Below are 15,227 nucleotides of genomic sequence, written 5' to 3' on the forward strand. Positions count from 1 at the left end.
TTATATCTTATAGAGTATATAATTGAAATGACTGTTCTTTTAATGAAATAGAATGACAGGTATGGTTACTCTTCTTGGGAGAAACGTCCCGTGTATCTGCTCCAGCAGGAGCTCCACAGTGATTTTGCACATTTCCTCAACATTTTGCTTGATGTAGCTCACTTCTGCTAAATCGGACTGATCAAAACTGATCAGTTCCAGACGTTGCTCATTTGACAGATTCATATGTTTCATGGCCCGAAGCGTCATGTGAGTGAGTTCTGCATTTCCAGTGAAGATCGCCGTAATTTCAGGGTGATTTCTCAGAAATTCCTGAATCATGGAGCTTCCTTTTCCCGAAGCCATATCAGCTATGCTTACCACGCACCATAAATTTTTGTTAATCGACAGATTTCTTTCTAGGAACGCCTTCTCAAATCCCAGCGCCCGATCTGCTGTCACCGAATTGGTCACTTCCATCGTCACAAAAGCAATTTGCTGATGCCCTCGTGTAATGAGATGCTTGACCGCCTGATAGGAACCATCCACGTTATCTGCGCTTACACTATAAGTCTCGATTTCTTTCAGATAACGATCGATCAAGACGAGCGGAAACCGATTCAATGACAATCTTAAAATATCATTATTATACATCTCCTGTTCAATCGGGAATATGATGAGCCCCTTTACCCTTAATTGGAGCAAATCCTCAATAGCCCTGCTCTCTTCCAGCGATGATTCCTGTGTAATTTTGATCAGGAGATGATAACCGTTTTCCCGAACGTATTGTTCGATAGCATTGATGATCCGCTGATCTACCTTTGTCTTCATGCTGGGGAGAATTAGCCCTATTAATCCCTTATGACCGCTCATAGACTGGATATCCGTGGGGATATGATTGACAAATGTCCCTTTTCCCCGATGCCTGATCAGGATTCCTTCTTCAGCCAGTCCATTCAAAGCATTTTTAGTTGTAATCTTGCTTACATGATACTGCTCGGCGAGCTCTGTCTCCGATGGGACGCGATCCCCTGGCCTCAGCTGCCCCGTCCGTATGAGATACCGGATATCCTCTTGAATCATTTTGTATAGCGGCAATGACTTCATGGGCTAGTCACATCCTCTCTATTTCAGGCTGCTTTCAGCTTATTTATATCTACCTTTCGCTTGCAGATTAATGCTTAAGACGTATAAATGATTATAACATCAGATATCCCGCATGAGAGCGGATGCGCCTTTTTTGCTATCGTCCAGGACGGCATATTTTTAGCTGAAAAATATGAAAGAGCTGCCGAAACAGCTCTTCCAATGCTTAAACCTATACTTCAATTTAATGATGTCTGAATTTACAGGAGAGGACGAGTCATGTTCATGACCATCTCTGTATCATCCGGGAGCACATAATCAGGCAATTTCTCTCCATGCAACAGCCAGAGCTCGTGCAACGCCCGAGTACAGCCGACGTAAAGCAGCTTGGCATCCTCGCTAGAGTAATGCTCTCTATCGACATCCGTAACGATAACAGCGTCGAACTCAAGCCCTTTAGACAAATATACCGGGAGAACCGATATCCCACCCGCATATTGCTGGCTATTTCCATTGATCAAATTGACGTCGATCCCTTCCTGAACGAGCAATTCATGAAGCTCGCAGGCATCCTGCAGCGTCCTCGTCAGCAGCGCCGTCGTTCGGTAGCTTCCCGTGAGCACGGCCTTCAATACCTCTATAATGGCGGTAATCCGCTCCGTTCCTCCCGCAGATAACAGCTTTACCGCCTCCCCGCTGCGGAATACGGGCACAGCCAGCAGTTCAGTTCCAACTCCCTTAGTTAAAATGTCATTACCAAACGAAATAATTTCCATCGTTGAGCGATAGCTCCGCGTCAGGGCAAAATAAGCCGTATCCTCCAAACGGAACAGCTCCTGCATTTCACGCCAATCGCGCACCCCTTTGTAATAATGGATGCCTTGCGACAAATCGCCTAGAATCGTAAAGGAGTGCCCTTTAACAAACCGGTCAAGTACAGCGACCTGAAAGGGCGAAAAATCCTGAGCTTCATCAATCACAACATGGTCAAAGATCATTTTCCCTTCAATCTCGTTGATTCGGGTAAATAAATATAACAGCGCAGCGAGATCCTCCTCTTTAAAGATCCCCTGCTTCAGGTTGCCGCGGGTTTCCTTCCAGATCGGGGCAGGGATGTTAGCAGATATATCGGACAAGCCCATACCACCGCTCTTTTTCATCTGAAAAAGCTCCTCGTAAAGCGATAACGGCGTAAGCTCGGGCCACTTCTTAGCATAGGCTTTCTCACGCTGCTGCGCCTTCTTCTTCCGTTCCTTGAGAGCCGCCGTAGACGAAGAATTTTTCAGCTCCATCTCGATCCAGCGATGAATTCGGGCAAGAACCCGCTCCTTGCGCCTTGCAACGGGATAATGCTTATACTCTCCCTCAAACCATGCCATAATCTCCGCATAGAAAAGTCTTGCCCCGTCCCAGGGCTCAAAATCAATTTTCGGCACACATAGGGATTCCATATTCTCGAGGAAGGCATCGATCAGGGCTTTGAATTGAACCGAGCCTTTAAATCGGGCGGGCAGCCCGGTTTCCGGCAACGGCTCTGTTTGAGCCGTGTCGAACCAGCGTTGGAGGTCGCCTTGTCCGGCTTCCGCAGGATGCTCCATACCAAGCACTTCCGCTGCCCAATCCGTGAACGTACGCTGTTGAATATCGCCTACGCCGAGCTCTGGCAGCACCTCGGAGATATAGTCGATAAACATGTGGTTCGGTGCAAAAATGATCATGCGCTCCGCCTGTATCTGCTCTTTATATTGATACAGCAAAAAGGCCAAGCGATGCAGCGCTACCGTCGTTTTTCCACTGCCCGCTACGCCTTGGATAATGAGCGCTGTATTCTTAGCCGCCCGAATGATCTGATCTTGCTCGGCCTGGATCGTGGACACAATATCCCGTAGACGATTGTCTTTATTCTCGCCTAGACGATAGACAAGGAACTCATCCGACACCGCCGGCCCGGCATCCTCCCGGTTGTACGTATCGACGACACGATCCAGAATTTGCTGGCGGATCACGATGTTTCTTTTTAAATAGACAAGACCCTCAATAATACCCTCCGGCGCTTCATAGGATGCTGAATCTCCGCCCGTGAACGAATAGAACAAACTAGCTGCCGGCGCTCTCCAGTCCATAACGATTGGATGCTTGCCCGAAGGATCGCCTACGCCGACTTTACCGATATAGAGCGTGGCTGGCTCCCGTCCCTGCTCCTCAAAATCCAGTCTGCCGAAGTAAGGTTCACGCGATGACTTCTCCAACTGCTGGCGCTGGCCTTCCCGGCCAGCCTCCAGTACCTGCTCCGTGAAATCATGTCCTGTGTACACAGGTATGGCCTGCAGAGCTGACAATTGGCGATCGATCTCCTGTAAGGTGCGGTCCAGCCGCTCCTTCTCTTCTTGATAGGCACTTTGAAAATCGTTCATTTCAGTTACCTCCTAAGGTTTAGTATTCCAATTGTCCTGGCGTGTATTTTCCATATCCAGAAGTCAAAAGGAGTTACATTATACCACCATGGAAAACAAAAAGCGACTGCCTTAACTTAATAAGGAAGAGTCGCTTATAACTACCCGCCACTTTTTTTATATCTTGATCCCATTGATTTCAAGCAGTTCCCGGACGGCTACGCTGACCATAATGAGGCCGACGACGGGCGGAACATAAGAATTACTGGCCGGAGGCTGCTTCGCCTTGCGGATTTTTGCGCCAGCCGGGGCAATTCTCTCGGTCACATCCTGGCGAGGCTTAACGGGCTCCTCCGTGGAAAATACAACCTTAACCCCTTTTTTAATGCCGTCTTTACGCAGCTTGGTGCGAATGACGCGAGCCATCGGGTCAACCGATGTTTTTGAAATATCCGCCACCTGAAACCGGGTCGGATCCATCTTGTTAGCAGCTCCCATGCTGGACAGCAGCGGAATTTTCCGCTTCAGGCATTCTTTAATGAGATGGATTTTGTACATAATCGTATCCGAAGCATCCAGCACGTAATCAATATCGTACTGGAACAGCTGCTCATAGGTTTCTTCCGTATAGAACATGTTAAGCGCAATCGTCTCGCATTCCGGGTTAATTAACTTTACCCGTTCGCACATCAAATCCGCTTTTTTCTGTCCGATCGTTGTCGTTAAAGCATGGATTTGACGGTTAAGGTTCGTAATATCGACGACGTCTTTATCGATAAGAATAATGCGTCCGACTCCTGTTCGCGCCAAAGCTTCCACAGTGATCGAACCGACTCCACCGATACCAAGTACAGCGACCGTGCTGTTCTTCAATGCTTCCAGACCTTCTGTCCCGATGGCTAGCTCTGTTCGTGAAAACTGATGAAGCATACTTCCCGCAGTCCTCCTTTATGAAGCAGAAACGGGCTACGGCTTCCTGACAGGGAGCAGTACCCGCTTCTTGCTAAGGTATTATTGTTTTTTATCTTCAGCCGGCTTTGCGGCCAGTTTAATATGCAGCTGCTCCAATTGAGGTGCGTCCACTTCAGAAGGTGCATTCATGAGCAGGTCTGTCGCGCTTGCCGTCTTCGGAAACGCAATCGTCTCACGCAGGTTGCTGCGGCCAGCCAGCAGCATCACCAGACGGTCAAAGCCGAAGGCTACGCCGCCATGCGGAGGAGTACCATATTCAAAGGCGTCGAGCAGATAGCCGAACTTCTCCTGGGCTTCTTCCTGGGACAAGCCGATTGCTTTGAACATTTTCTCCTGAATGTCCCGTTTGTAGATCCGCATCGAACCGCCGCCTACTTCGTATCCATTTAACACGAGGTCATAGGCTTGAGCCAAAATTTTACCCGGATCCGTGTCAAACAAAGCGATATCCTCGTCGCGAGGACGCGTGAACGGATGATGCTCGGCGACATAGCGCTTCTGCTCTTCATCCCAGCCTAGCAGCGGGAAGTCGACAACCCAAGCGAATTTGTACACATTATCGTCGATCAGACCGAGATCGCGGCCGATTTTGAGACGCAGATTGCCAAGTACGTCAGCTACGACTTTCTTGGTGTCTGCAGAGAAGAGCAAGAGATCGCCTTCTTCTGCACCTGTGCGCTCTCTCAGCGCTTCAATTTCTTCTTCGGTGAAAAATTTAACGATAGGTCCGCGGAACTCGCCTTCCTTCACCTGAATCCACGCGAGGCCCTTCGCTCCGTAACGAGCCGCAAACGGTCCAAGATCGTCGATTTCTTTACGGCTCCATGTGCCGCAGCCTTTAGCGTTAAGCACCTTAACTTCTCCGCCTTTCTCGATCACGGAGGAGAATACTTTAACGCCGCAGGTAGAAACAATGTCGTTCACTTCAATCAATTCCAGGCCAAAACGCAGGTCAGGCTTGTCGGAACCGTATTTGCCCATCGCTTCTGCATAGCTCAAGCGTTGGAATGGTGTAGGAATATCGATTCCCTTTGTTTCTTTGAACAGGCGTACCACGAGTCTCTCCATCATGTCCAGCAATTCGTCACGGGACAGGAAAGAGGTCTCGATGTCCACCTGTGTAAATTCAGGCTGGCGGTCAGCACGAAGATCCTCGTCACGGAAGCAGCGAGCGATTTGATAGTAGCGCTCTACTCCGCTGACCATCAACAGCTGCTTGTACAGCTGCGGCGATTGCGGCAGAGCAAAGAACTCGCCCGCATGCACCCGGCTTGGTACGAGATAATCACGCGCCCCTTCCGGGGAGCTCTTCGTCAGAATTGGGGTTTCCACTTCGATAAATCCTTCCCCGTCGAGGAAGTCGCGGAATACTTTCGCCGCTTTGGAGCGAAGCAATAATGTTTTTTGCATTTCTGGACGACGAAGATCCAGGTAACGGTATTTCAAGCGAATGGACTCGTCCACTTCTACGCCGTCTTCAATAAAGAACGGAGGTGTTTTCGCCGCATTCAGCACTTCGATTTCCGTAATTTGAACCTCGATCTCTCCGGTTGGCAGGTTCGGGTTTACCGTTTCGGGATCCCGCTGTACTACTTGGCCTTGAACGGCGAGGACGTATTCGCTGCGCACTTTGTCGGCAATCTCCAGCGCTTGGCCGGAATAGGCGGGGTTGAATACGATCTGCACGATACCGCTGCGATCGCGGAGGTCGATGAACAGAACGCCTCCTAGGTCACGGCGGGTTTGCACCCAGCCGTTCAGGGTTACAGTTTCTCCAATATGAGCGGCGCTAAGCGATCCGCAATGATGAGTACGATTCATGTTTATGGCTCCTTCATTAGATATATTGTCTCAACCAGGGTCTCAACCCACCCAAACCCTCCCTTACCGTAAGGGAGGGCCCCCGAGGGCTCGCTGCCCTCGGGACTCCCGCAAACTGGAGTAACGTAGGAGGTGAAGAGATGTTCCTGCAGCCGCTGTTCCCTTCTGGAATGCGCTGAGTTGGTGCGTTGAACGCTTTTCCCCCTTCGGGTACGTCTTACTTTTGGCACTCCCGGGTTACCTGGCAAACACGCTGCATAGTTCTTCTGCTTTCGGCTCACCCGGGTAGGTGTAGTGCTATCAGCCGCTTGCCGCCCTGACGGGCCCGCTTTACGCCGGCGCTCCTGCGATTGGGGTGATGACTGCTACGGAGAGTGCGTATTGGCGGTACTGCGGGCTTAGTGGGCGCTCTCCCCTTTGGGGATTCGCTCACTATAGTGCAGAGCATTTGCTTCTTGCAGGTTGCGCTCTCTCCTACGGAGATACGCTTGCTGCGATGCAAAGCTTCTACTGCTTACAGCATGGCTTACGGCTCTTACTTCTGCTTTCGTCTAAGGAGACGCTCTCCCCTTTGGGGATTCGCTCACTATAGTGCAGAGCATTTGCTTCTTGCGGGTTGCGCTCTCTCCTGTAGAGTTACGCTTGCTAAGATGCAAAGCTTCTACTGCTTACAGCATGGCTTACGGTTCTTACCTCTGCTTTCGTCTAAGGAGACGCTCTCCCCTCACGGGGATTCGCTCACTGTGGTGCAGGGCAACTGCCGCCTACTTCAGCTCGTTCACAAGCTCAGCGAGCTTGACGGTCCGCTGCTCGCCAGTTTCCATCGACTTAAGGGCAATTTCGCCGCGTTCCAGCTCGTCCTCGCCAAGGATCGCGGTATAACGGGCTTTCATCCGGTCGGCGGACTTCATTTGCGCCTTCATTTTACGGCCCAGGTAGTCGCGCTCGGCCGAGAAGCCTGCTTGACGCAGCTTGAACAACTGTGTCGAGATTTCCTTGTCGGCGGCTTCGCCTAAGGCAACAAGGTAGACATCGAGCGGCTTCTCCGCCGTGAAGCTGATTCCTTGCTTCTCAAGGATGAGCGCGATTCGCTCCAGACCGAGGCCGAAGCCGATGCCCGGCTGGTCGGGACCGCCGATTTCGGAGACGAGACCATTGTAGCGGCCTCCTCCCCCAATCGTATCGATGGCTCCGATCCCTTGGGCTTTATATTCAAACGCGGTATGCGTGTAATAGTCCAGGCCGCGCACGAGACGGTGATTGATCACGTACTCAATGCCCATCGCAGACAGCAGCTCCTGTACTTTGGCAAAGTGCGTCGTGCACTCTTCATCCAAGCTGTCCAGAATGGAAGGGGCGTCTGTGAATTTAGCCTGATCCACCTTGCAGTCGAGTACTCGCATCGGATTGCGCTCAATCCGGGATTGGCAATCCTTGCACAGCTCATCCTTCATCGGCATAAGGAATCCGAGCAGCTTGTCGCGGTATGCGGCGCGGCTTGCCGGATTGCCGACGGAGTTCAGCTCCACCTTGACATCCTGTAAACCAAGCTCTCGGCAGTACTCGTAGCCAAGAGCTACAACCTCGGCGTCAATCGCCGGATCGGTGGCGCCGAATACTTCTACGCCGTATTGATGGAACTGCCGCTGGCGACCCGCCTGGGGGCGTTCATAGCGGAACATCGGGCCGATGTAATACAGCTTGGTTACATCCGGCTCGCCGTACAGCTTGTTCTCGACATAAGCACGAACGACTCCCGCTGTGCCTTCCGGACGAAGCGTCATGCTCCGGTCGCCCTTATCAGTGAACGTGTACATTTCTTTCTCGACAATATCCGTCGTCTCCCCGACCCCGCGTTCGAACAATGAAGTTTGTTCGAAGATCGGGGTGCGAATTTCCTTGTAATTGAATCGACGGCACAAATCTCTGGCTTTCTCTTCAATGAATTGCCACTTTTCTACAGCGCCGGGCAGTATGTCCTGCGTGCCTGTCGGTTTTTGAAAAGCCATGGCCCATCCCTCCATCTAAGATCATACTTAAGCAGTGAAAATAAAAAACTCCCGTCCCTGTTCATAAATCAAACAGGGACGAGAGATCGTTTACCAAATCACCCGTGGTGCCACCCACATTCCGATTACCGCGCTTTAAACCAGAAGTAATCCTCCTGCAAAAATAACGGCATTCGCTTTATGCGGTTAACGCCCGCCTACGCCGTTCGGCTACTCTGCTACCTATTTCGCCGCCAGTTCTCAGGGAAGTCTTTCGTTCAATCATCACCAGAATCCTTCCAGCCAGTCATGAGCTGCATAGGGTTCGAGACAAGCTCGGAACACAATATGACCCTCACGCCGGGATTCCTCTCTGTGGATGTGGGGCTGAATTACTTTCTCCCGTCATCGAATAAAAGTATTAAAGAAATTGTGTATATTTTTAGATTTTAAGGAACCCCTCACACAAAGTCAAGCCTTGAAAAGAAAAAGACCTGCTACCAACGGGGTGCAGGTCCAACAAGTATATATTAAAAGGGGGTCATGCTCTTATTATAAACAGGCTATGTTAAAGGAACATGAAAGTAATATTACAGTTATATTACATAAACGAAAGCGATTTATTAATCGCTTATGATTCATCAAGCTGGGCTACAAAAGCGCCCTGAGAACGCAATTTATGAACGACGGCATCGTAGTCCTTTTCTTGAACCTTAACGCTCAGTACGTATTTCAGGCTGTCGTAATCTTCTTCGCCGAAATCATTCAGGTCAACGACAGAATCGGCTTCATACCTGTTCCTTCTGTCTTCGAATTGTTCCTCATTTACGTCCTCGCCGGTTATCGGCCCGTCCGGCCCTACGACGGGAATGACGCCTTGTCCTCCTGCTGCCCCCGGGTAGCCTACCGCGCCGTAAGTGCCTCCTGTTGCACTATTGTTGACGGGGACGAAAGGAACAAGGATGTTGTTGTCCGTCCCAATCGAATGCTCCAGGCGCCCTACCTCGACTTGCTCGGTCTCAAACGAGAGCAGGCTCGTCCTGGCTCCCTCCGCCTGATCCTCACTTTTAAAATAAGCTTGTATATGCTTAGCCATATCGTTCTCTCCTTTATCATACGATAATCGGGAATCGGGAAAGAGCTTCCCCGTCAATTACAGCACCTGCAGAATTTCACGTACAAAGGCCGGCTCATCCTTAGGTGTGCGCGATGTAATATAGTTACCGTCGACGACAACCTCCTGATCTTTAAATTCGGCTCCGGCATTGATCACATCGTCTTTTAACGGGGGATAGCACGTAATCGTGCGATCCTTCAGTAGATCAGCGCTAATCAATATTTGCGGCCCGTGACAAATCGCGGCAATTGGCTTTTTGGCCTCATTCGCCTCTTTTACAAATTGCAGTATTCCGTCATTTAGGCGAAGGTTTTCCGGAGACGACCCGCCAGGGATGACGACAGCATCATAATCCGAGACTTTGACATCAGCAATGGCTTTATCCGACTTATATTCGGCTTTGCCCTGCTTTCCCTTCAATGTCTCTCCTGCCTTAAGGCCAATAATATCGGCTTCATGTCCGGCCTTCTTCACTTCGTCATATGGAACCTGCATTTCCGAATCTTCAAAGTCATTAGCCAACAGAAAGGCTACCTTACTCATGGATATCCTCTCCTTCCAATGGTTTTGCCTTCGCATGTTATTACCCGGAACGCCATTTTTTATAACAATGCACGGATCGGCCAGCCAATGAGAATAGAGCCGAGAACCCTAGCTTTCGGGACGGGGAACTAGTTCCCGCCCTGGCTTAAATTCCAAATGGAGCCATTCGTACTCCTCCGTTCTGGCTGCGCGTGACAGCGCACGGGCTTCGATCCGATCTCCCGTAGGGAGAAGGAGATGATGATGGAAATGGGTTGCTTTAAGCGACTGTCGCATGAGATAAGCTCCTTTTTTTGCAAAGGCTGTGGAAATGATCAGGAAAATAAAAATACGATCTCTCTTCTCCAGATTACCCTGAAAAGAGAAATCGTATTCTAAGCCTTGGCGCTACGGCGTATCCGCCTTTGGCGGTTGATGGCTTTCCAGCATTAAAGTCACGGGGCCCCAATTCGTTAGCTGCACGTCCATGTCCGCACCGAACTCCCCCGTTTCGACCACCAGTCCTTTATCACGAAGCAGATGATTGAAGTGCTCGTACAGCGGCTCCGCTTTATCCGGTTTGGCTGCGGCTATAAAGCTCGGCCGCTTGCCCTTGCGGCAATCCCCATATAAGGTAAATTGGGATACCGACAGAATAGCCCCGCCAGTGTCGGTTACGCTGCGATTCATCTTGCCTTCATCATCTTCGAAAATTCGCAGTCCGGCGATTTTATCCGCGAGGTACGCCGCCTCTTTCTCGGTGTCCTCATGCGTAATGCCGACGAGCAGCATTAATCCCTTGCCTATAGAGCCGACCACGGAATCATTAACCGTAACCTTAGCTTCCTTACAGCGCTGCACTACAACTCTCATCAATCAAAATCCCCTTTATTTCCGATCCTTCATTTAAATTACTGCATAATGCGGTGAACCGTATATACATCCTGAACCCGTTTGATCTTCTCCACGACAGAATGAAGATGATCCGTATTCCGAATAAGAATCGTCATATGAATGAGTGCCATCTTATTCTTGTCCGCACGTCCAGAGACTGCTGAAATATTCGTTTTGCTCTCCGAAACCGCTTGAAGCACCTCATTTAAAAAGTTCCGCCGATCATGTCCGGTAATTTCGATATCCACGCTATAGTTCGCTTCAACCGCATTTTCCCATTCCACTTCAATGACGCGAGCTGCCTCTTCCCCGTCGCTCGCAGTCGGAATATTCGGACAGTCGCTTCGGTGAACAGAAACTCCGCGCCCACGGGTAATGTAGCCGACGATGTCGTCTCCCGGGACGGGATTGCAGCATCTGGCGAAACGCACGAGCAGATTATCAACGCCTTTAACGACAACTCCATTCGTTGGGCGGGATCTACGAACCTCGGACTGAGCCTTCACTTCCTTGACTTCGGAGGTCAGCTCGATTTGCTCTGCCTCTTCCTGCTCCTTGCGCAGCTTCTCTGTCAGCTTCGTCACGACTTGTGAAGCTGTGATTCCTCCAAACCCAATGGCGGACAACATATCCTCAACATCGTTGAAGGCATATTTCTTCGCCGCTTCAAGCAGCTTATCCTCCGTCATAAATTGCGGCGCATCGAGACCTGCCCTTTTCAATTCACGCTCGATGGAATCGCGGCCCTTCTCCACGTTTTCTTCCCGCTTTTCTTTCTTGAACCACTGTTTGATTTTGCTGCGGGCGTGGGAGGATTGAGCAATTTTGAGCCAATCCTGGCTCGGGCCATAGGAATGCTTCGACGTGAGGATCTCGACGATATCACCGGTCTTTAGCTTATGATCCAGCGGCACGATGCGTCCATTGACCTTGGCGCCGATCGTTCGGTTGCCTACCTCGGTGTGAATACGATAAGCAAAATCAAGCGGAACGGAGCCGGATGGCAGCTCTATCACTTCTCCCGATGGGGTGAAGACGAATACAAGGTCGGAGAAGAAGTCCATCTTCAGCGACTCCACGAATTCTGAAGCATCCTTGGCTTCATGCTGCAGCTCCAAAATTTCGCGGAAAAACGTCATTTTGTTCTCCGGCGTGCTCGCATCCGTTCCTTCTTTATAAGCCCAGTGAGCGGCAATCCCGTACTCCGCAGTCCGGTGCATTTCCTTCGTGCGGATTTGAACCTCTGTAGGCTCTCCAGTCGGGCCCACAACGGTGGTATGCAGAGACTGATACATATTGGCCTTTGGCATGGCGATATAGTCCTTAAACCGCCCAGGCATCGGCTTCCAAAGGGTATGGATAATCCCCAGGGTTGCGTAGCAGTCCTTAATATTGTTCACGATAATTCGAATGGCAAGCAAATCATAGATTTCATTGAACTGCTTGTTCTTCGTCGTCATCTTCTTATAGACGCTGTATATATGCTTCGGACGACCCGACAGCTCTGCCTCAACGCCCATTTCATCCAGCTTCTCCTGAATCCGGGCGATGACATTCTTAATAAATTCCTCCCGCTCTGCCCGCTTCTTGTGCATCAGATTGGCAATCCGATAATATTGCTGCGGGTTTAAATAGCGCAGAGAAATGTCCTCCATTTCCCACTTGATCGCCGAAATACCGAGCCGATGGGCAATGGGGCAAAAAATCTCCAATGTCTCATAGGCAATGCGGCGCTGGCTTTCCTCAGATTGAAACTTCAGCGTACGCATATTATGCAGGCGATCCGCAAGCTTGATAACGATGACCCGGATATCCTGCGCCATGGCAATGAACATTTTTCGATAGTTTTCATTCTGCTGTTCTTCCTTGGATTGAAACTTAATGCGCTCCAGCTTGGTTAGCCCGTCTACGAGCATGGCACAATCGCTGCCGAAGTGATCATAAATTTCCTTCAAGGAAACGGTCGTATCTTCAACGACATCATGAAGCAAGGCCGCAATAATAGAAAGAGCATCCATTTGCATGCCCACGACAATTTCCGCAACCGCTAACGGGTGCAGAATATAAGGTTCACCGGATTTCCTCAGCTGTCCGTGATGGGCTTGTTCCGCGAAGTCGTATGCTTCCCGAATGCGCTTGAGATCCGGTTCTTTAATGTAGGGAGACGCCTTTTCAAGTAATCGCTCTATGCCCATTGAATCCGATTCGTTTCCTTTCTATATAAAATAAGACTGTATTGCTACGCGCAAAAGGGCACTTTTTGCCCCATTTTGATTTCCTATAATTATGACTCCTGCGTCCACTTACGTCAACTATTGACCGAGAAGAGCAAAGCTAATCTTATTTCAGCATCGAATCCTTTTAAAAGCTGCTTTTGAAGAAATTCTTAAAAAAATTTGTAGATTAAACAGGAATTAGTTTCTTCGTATCGAATATTTTTCATTTAGCTCAAATACATATTGTTATCAAGGAGGTTTACGTACTTTATGAACGAACCGCATGTTGATGCTTCATCCACCAATCTTGATCCGAAAGTCGCCGGTTTACTATGCTATGCACTGAGCTTTATTACGGGAATTATCTTTCTCGTCATTGAGAAAAAAAGCCGCTTCGTCAAATTCCATGCCATGCAATCGATCATTGTTTTCGGCATACTGACCATCGCTAACATCATTTTCTCTAAAATCCCTTTCATCGGCTGGATCGGCTCTCTCCTTATCGGCCTGCTCTACTTCGTGCTCTGGATTGTACTTATGCTGATGGCGCTGCAGGGAAGATGGTTCAAGCTGCCCTTCATCGGGGATTTTGCCGAACAGCAAGCCAATAATTTTAAATAGATCCTGACAGGATATCAGATCAATAGAACGATTAACCATCGATTTTTAGTGGATATTCTATCCTTTTTTGGGGCCCAAAGGCTCGCTGCGGCGACTTTCGGGTCTTTTTTTAAAATAAATTGTACCTGTATAATATTTTCTGTTGAAAAATGCGAACAATGTCATTATCCTAGTAAGGATAACTAAATACGAACGTTTAGAGGAGTGACCCTGTTTGCAACGTGAAATTCAAGTTAATGAGAGAGTTCCTTTCGGACCTGGTGTTCTGCTGAGTATGCAGCACCTTTTTGCTATGTTCGGCAGTACGGTTCTTGTGCCGAATATATTTAAAGTAGATCCGGCGATGATCCTGCTCATGAACGGTATCGGAACCCTGCTGTACATCTTGATTTGTAAAGCAAAAATCCCTGCTTACCTCGGATCGAGCTTTGCCTTTCTTTCCCCGGTCGGCGTAGTATTGGCTACTCACCCGGGCGCGGGCTATTCTTATGCGCTAGGCGCCTTTATCGTAACGGGCTTAATCTTCATCGTGATCGCCCTTGTCATCAAATTTGCCGGAACCAACTGGATCGATGTCGTATTCCCTCCCGCAGCTATGGGAGCGATAGTGGCGCTGATCGGGCTTGAACTGATTCCGGTTGCCGCTGGTATGGCTGGCTTGATCAATTCGGATCCGACCCAAGCCTGGACGCCTAATCCAACGGATATCATGCTCTCCCTCGTTACGCTTGGGGTCACCGTTCTCGGAGCTGTTTTGTTCCGCGGCTTTCCGAAAATCATTCACATCCTCATCGGCATTGTTGTCGGATACGGTCTTGCCTATTTTCTGGGCCAAGTCGATAAAGCTGCTATAGCAGCCGCCCCTTGGTTCTCCATGCCAACCGTTACGACGCCGCAGTGGAATCTATCCGCCATCATTACGATTATTCCGGTAGCGCTGGTCGTTATCGTCGAGCATATCGGGCATCTGCTTGTAACGAGCAATATCGTAGGAAAGGATTTATCCAAGGATCCCGGTCTGCATCGTTCCTTGCTGGGTAACGGAATATCAACCGTACTGTCCGGATTTGTCGGATCAACACCGAACACCACTTATGGGGAAAATATCGGAGTCATGGCGTTGACGAAGGTTTACTCGATCTTCGTTATCGGCGGCGCAGCCATCTTTGCCATTCTGCTCTCGTTCTCCGGTAAATTTTCTGCGATGATCGCGTTTATTCCTACGCCAGTCATGGGTGGAGTATCGCTTCTGCTGTTCGGCGTCATCGCTGCTTCGGGATTGCGCATTTTCGTAGAACAGAAGGTCGATTTCTCCCGGCCAACGAACATGCTGCTGGCTACTATCGTTCTCGTCATCGGTCTTAGCGGAGCAACGCTGAAAATGGGCGATGTTGAGCTGAAAGGTATGGCGCTGGCTACCATTATCGGTATTTTGATGAGCCTGTTCTTCAAACTCATCGAAGTCCTCGGTCTTTCCAACGAGAAGGAAGAAGCCGCGAAATAATAGTAAGAGCAGCATATATCGATTTATATGTAAGAAAAACGTCTATCGACGCCGCTTGAAACTTATAGTTTCTATAATCTTAACAAAGGTCGAGCAGGGAATAAGGATTTCCCT

The 15,227-nt window shown here is 49.6% G+C and carries 12 protein-coding genes; 2 read left to right on the forward strand and 10 right to left on the reverse strand.

All coding sequences use genetic code 11. The annotated features are described in order from the left end of the window. Positions 1 to 39: 39 nt before the first annotated feature. The 10 genes from ACE3MQ_RS16025 to ACE3MQ_RS16070 all read right to left on the reverse strand — a co-directional run bounded on the left by ACE3MQ_RS16025 (position 40) and on the right by ACE3MQ_RS16070 (position 12,967). Complete coding sequence (locus tag ACE3MQ_RS16025) at positions 40 to 1,086, reverse strand: GntR family transcriptional regulator (RefSeq protein ID WP_379394386.1); 1,047 nt, start codon at positions 1,084 to 1,086, stop codon at positions 40 to 42. A 239-nt stretch (positions 1,087 to 1,325) separates the two neighbouring features. Beyond that, positions 1,326 to 3,479 (reverse strand): HelD family protein, encoded by a 2,154-nt coding sequence (locus ACE3MQ_RS16030; RefSeq protein ID WP_379394387.1) that lies wholly within the window; start codon positions 3,477 to 3,479, stop codon positions 1,326 to 1,328. A gap of 156 nt (positions 3,480 to 3,635) precedes the next feature. Beyond that, entirely contained in the window at positions 3,636 to 4,388 is a 753-nt protein-coding gene (locus ACE3MQ_RS16035; protein WP_379394388.1) for a tRNA threonylcarbamoyladenosine dehydratase, read from the reverse strand. An 81-nt stretch (positions 4,389 to 4,469) separates the two neighbouring features. Beyond that, positions 4,470 to 6,251 carry an aspartate--tRNA ligase gene (gene aspS / locus ACE3MQ_RS16040; protein ID WP_379394390.1) on the reverse strand — a complete coding sequence of 594 codons (1,782 nt, stop codon included), beginning with the start codon at positions 6,249 to 6,251 and terminating at the stop codon, positions 4,470 to 4,472. A gap of 764 nt (positions 6,252 to 7,015) precedes the next feature. Then, positions 7,016 to 8,260, reverse strand: coding sequence for a histidine--tRNA ligase (gene hisS, locus ACE3MQ_RS16045; protein ID WP_379394392.1), 1,245 nt, complete (start codon positions 8,258 to 8,260; stop codon positions 7,016 to 7,018). A 610-nt stretch (positions 8,261 to 8,870) separates the two neighbouring features. Next, the gene (locus tag ACE3MQ_RS16050; RefSeq protein ID WP_379394394.1) at positions 8,871 to 9,335 is read right to left on the reverse strand and encodes a hypothetical protein; all 465 of its coding nucleotides are present in this window, start codon (positions 9,333 to 9,335) and stop codon (positions 8,871 to 8,873) included. A 57-nt stretch (positions 9,336 to 9,392) separates the two neighbouring features. Next, positions 9,393 to 9,899, reverse strand: coding sequence for a type 1 glutamine amidotransferase domain-containing protein (locus tag ACE3MQ_RS16055; protein ID WP_379394396.1), 507 nt, complete (start codon positions 9,897 to 9,899; stop codon positions 9,393 to 9,395). Positions 9,900 to 10,007: 108 nt separating this feature from the next. Then, positions 10,008 to 10,175: a hypothetical protein gene (locus ACE3MQ_RS16060; RefSeq protein ID WP_379394398.1), complete on the reverse strand. Its 168-nt coding sequence runs from the start codon at positions 10,173 to 10,175 to the stop codon at positions 10,008 to 10,010. A 111-nt stretch (positions 10,176 to 10,286) separates the two neighbouring features. Continuing rightward, entirely contained in the window at positions 10,287 to 10,751 is a 465-nt protein-coding gene (gene dtd / locus ACE3MQ_RS16065) for a D-aminoacyl-tRNA deacylase (RefSeq protein ID WP_379394400.1), read from the reverse strand. Positions 10,752 to 10,789: 38 nt separating this feature from the next. Then, positions 10,790 to 12,967: a RelA/SpoT family protein gene (locus tag ACE3MQ_RS16070; RefSeq protein WP_379394402.1), complete on the reverse strand. Its 2,178-nt coding sequence runs from the start codon at positions 12,965 to 12,967 to the stop codon at positions 10,790 to 10,792. A gap of 291 nt (positions 12,968 to 13,258) precedes the next feature. Here ACE3MQ_RS16070 and ACE3MQ_RS16075 point away from each other — a divergent pair, with 291 nt between their 5' ends. Together ACE3MQ_RS16075 and uraA are read left to right on the forward strand one after the other, a co-directional pair. Beyond that, entirely contained in the window at positions 13,259 to 13,609 is a 351-nt protein-coding gene (locus ACE3MQ_RS16075; protein WP_379394404.1) for a DUF4870 domain-containing protein, read from the forward strand. Positions 13,610 to 13,823: 214 nt separating this feature from the next. Further along, positions 13,824 to 15,113: a uracil permease gene (gene uraA, locus ACE3MQ_RS16080; RefSeq protein WP_379394406.1), complete on the forward strand. Its 1,290-nt coding sequence runs from the start codon at positions 13,824 to 13,826 to the stop codon at positions 15,111 to 15,113. Positions 15,114 to 15,227: the final 114 nt, after the last annotated feature.

It is taken from the genome of Paenibacillus lentus (assembly GCF_042714055.1).
Classification (GTDB): Bacteria; Bacillota; Bacilli; order Paenibacillales; family Paenibacillaceae; genus Fontibacillus; species Fontibacillus lentus_A.

What these genes read in the sequence shown, in the direction of transcription:
- ACE3MQ_RS16025 (WP_379394386.1), bottom strand. Translation starts at nt 1,086, where the DNA reads ATGAAGTCATTGCCGCTATACAAAATGATTCAAGAGGATATCCGGTAT.
- ACE3MQ_RS16030 (WP_379394387.1), bottom strand. Translation starts at nt 3,479, where the DNA reads ATGAACGATTTTCAAAGTGCCTATCAAGAAGAGAAGGAGCGGCTGGAC.
- ACE3MQ_RS16035 (WP_379394388.1), bottom strand. Translation starts at nt 4,388, where the DNA reads ATGCTTCATCAGTTTTCACGAACAGAGCTAGCCATCGGGACAGAAGGT.
- aspS (WP_379394390.1), bottom strand. Translation starts at nt 6,251, where the DNA reads ATGAATCGTACTCATCATTGCGGATCGCTTAGCGCCGCTCATATTGGA.
- hisS (WP_379394392.1), bottom strand. Translation starts at nt 8,260, where the DNA reads ATGGCTTTTCAAAAACCGACAGGCACGCAGGACATACTGCCCGGCGCT.
- ACE3MQ_RS16050 (WP_379394394.1), bottom strand. Translation starts at nt 9,335, where the DNA reads ATGGCTAAGCATATACAAGCTTATTTTAAAAGTGAGGATCAGGCGGAG.
- ACE3MQ_RS16055 (WP_379394396.1), bottom strand. Translation starts at nt 9,899, where the DNA reads ATGAGTAAGGTAGCCTTTCTGTTGGCTAATGACTTTGAAGATTCGGAA.
- ACE3MQ_RS16060 (WP_379394398.1), bottom strand. Translation starts at nt 10,175, where the DNA reads ATGCGACAGTCGCTTAAAGCAACCCATTTCCATCATCATCTCCTTCTC.
- dtd (WP_379394400.1), bottom strand. Translation starts at nt 10,751, where the DNA reads ATGAGAGTTGTAGTGCAGCGCTGTAAGGAAGCTAAGGTTACGGTTAAT.
- ACE3MQ_RS16070 (WP_379394402.1), bottom strand. Translation starts at nt 12,967, where the DNA reads ATGGGCATAGAGCGATTACTTGAAAAGGCGTCTCCCTACATTAAAGAA.
- ACE3MQ_RS16075 (WP_379394404.1), top strand. Translation starts at nt 13,259, where the DNA reads ATGAACGAACCGCATGTTGATGCTTCATCCACCAATCTTGATCCGAAA.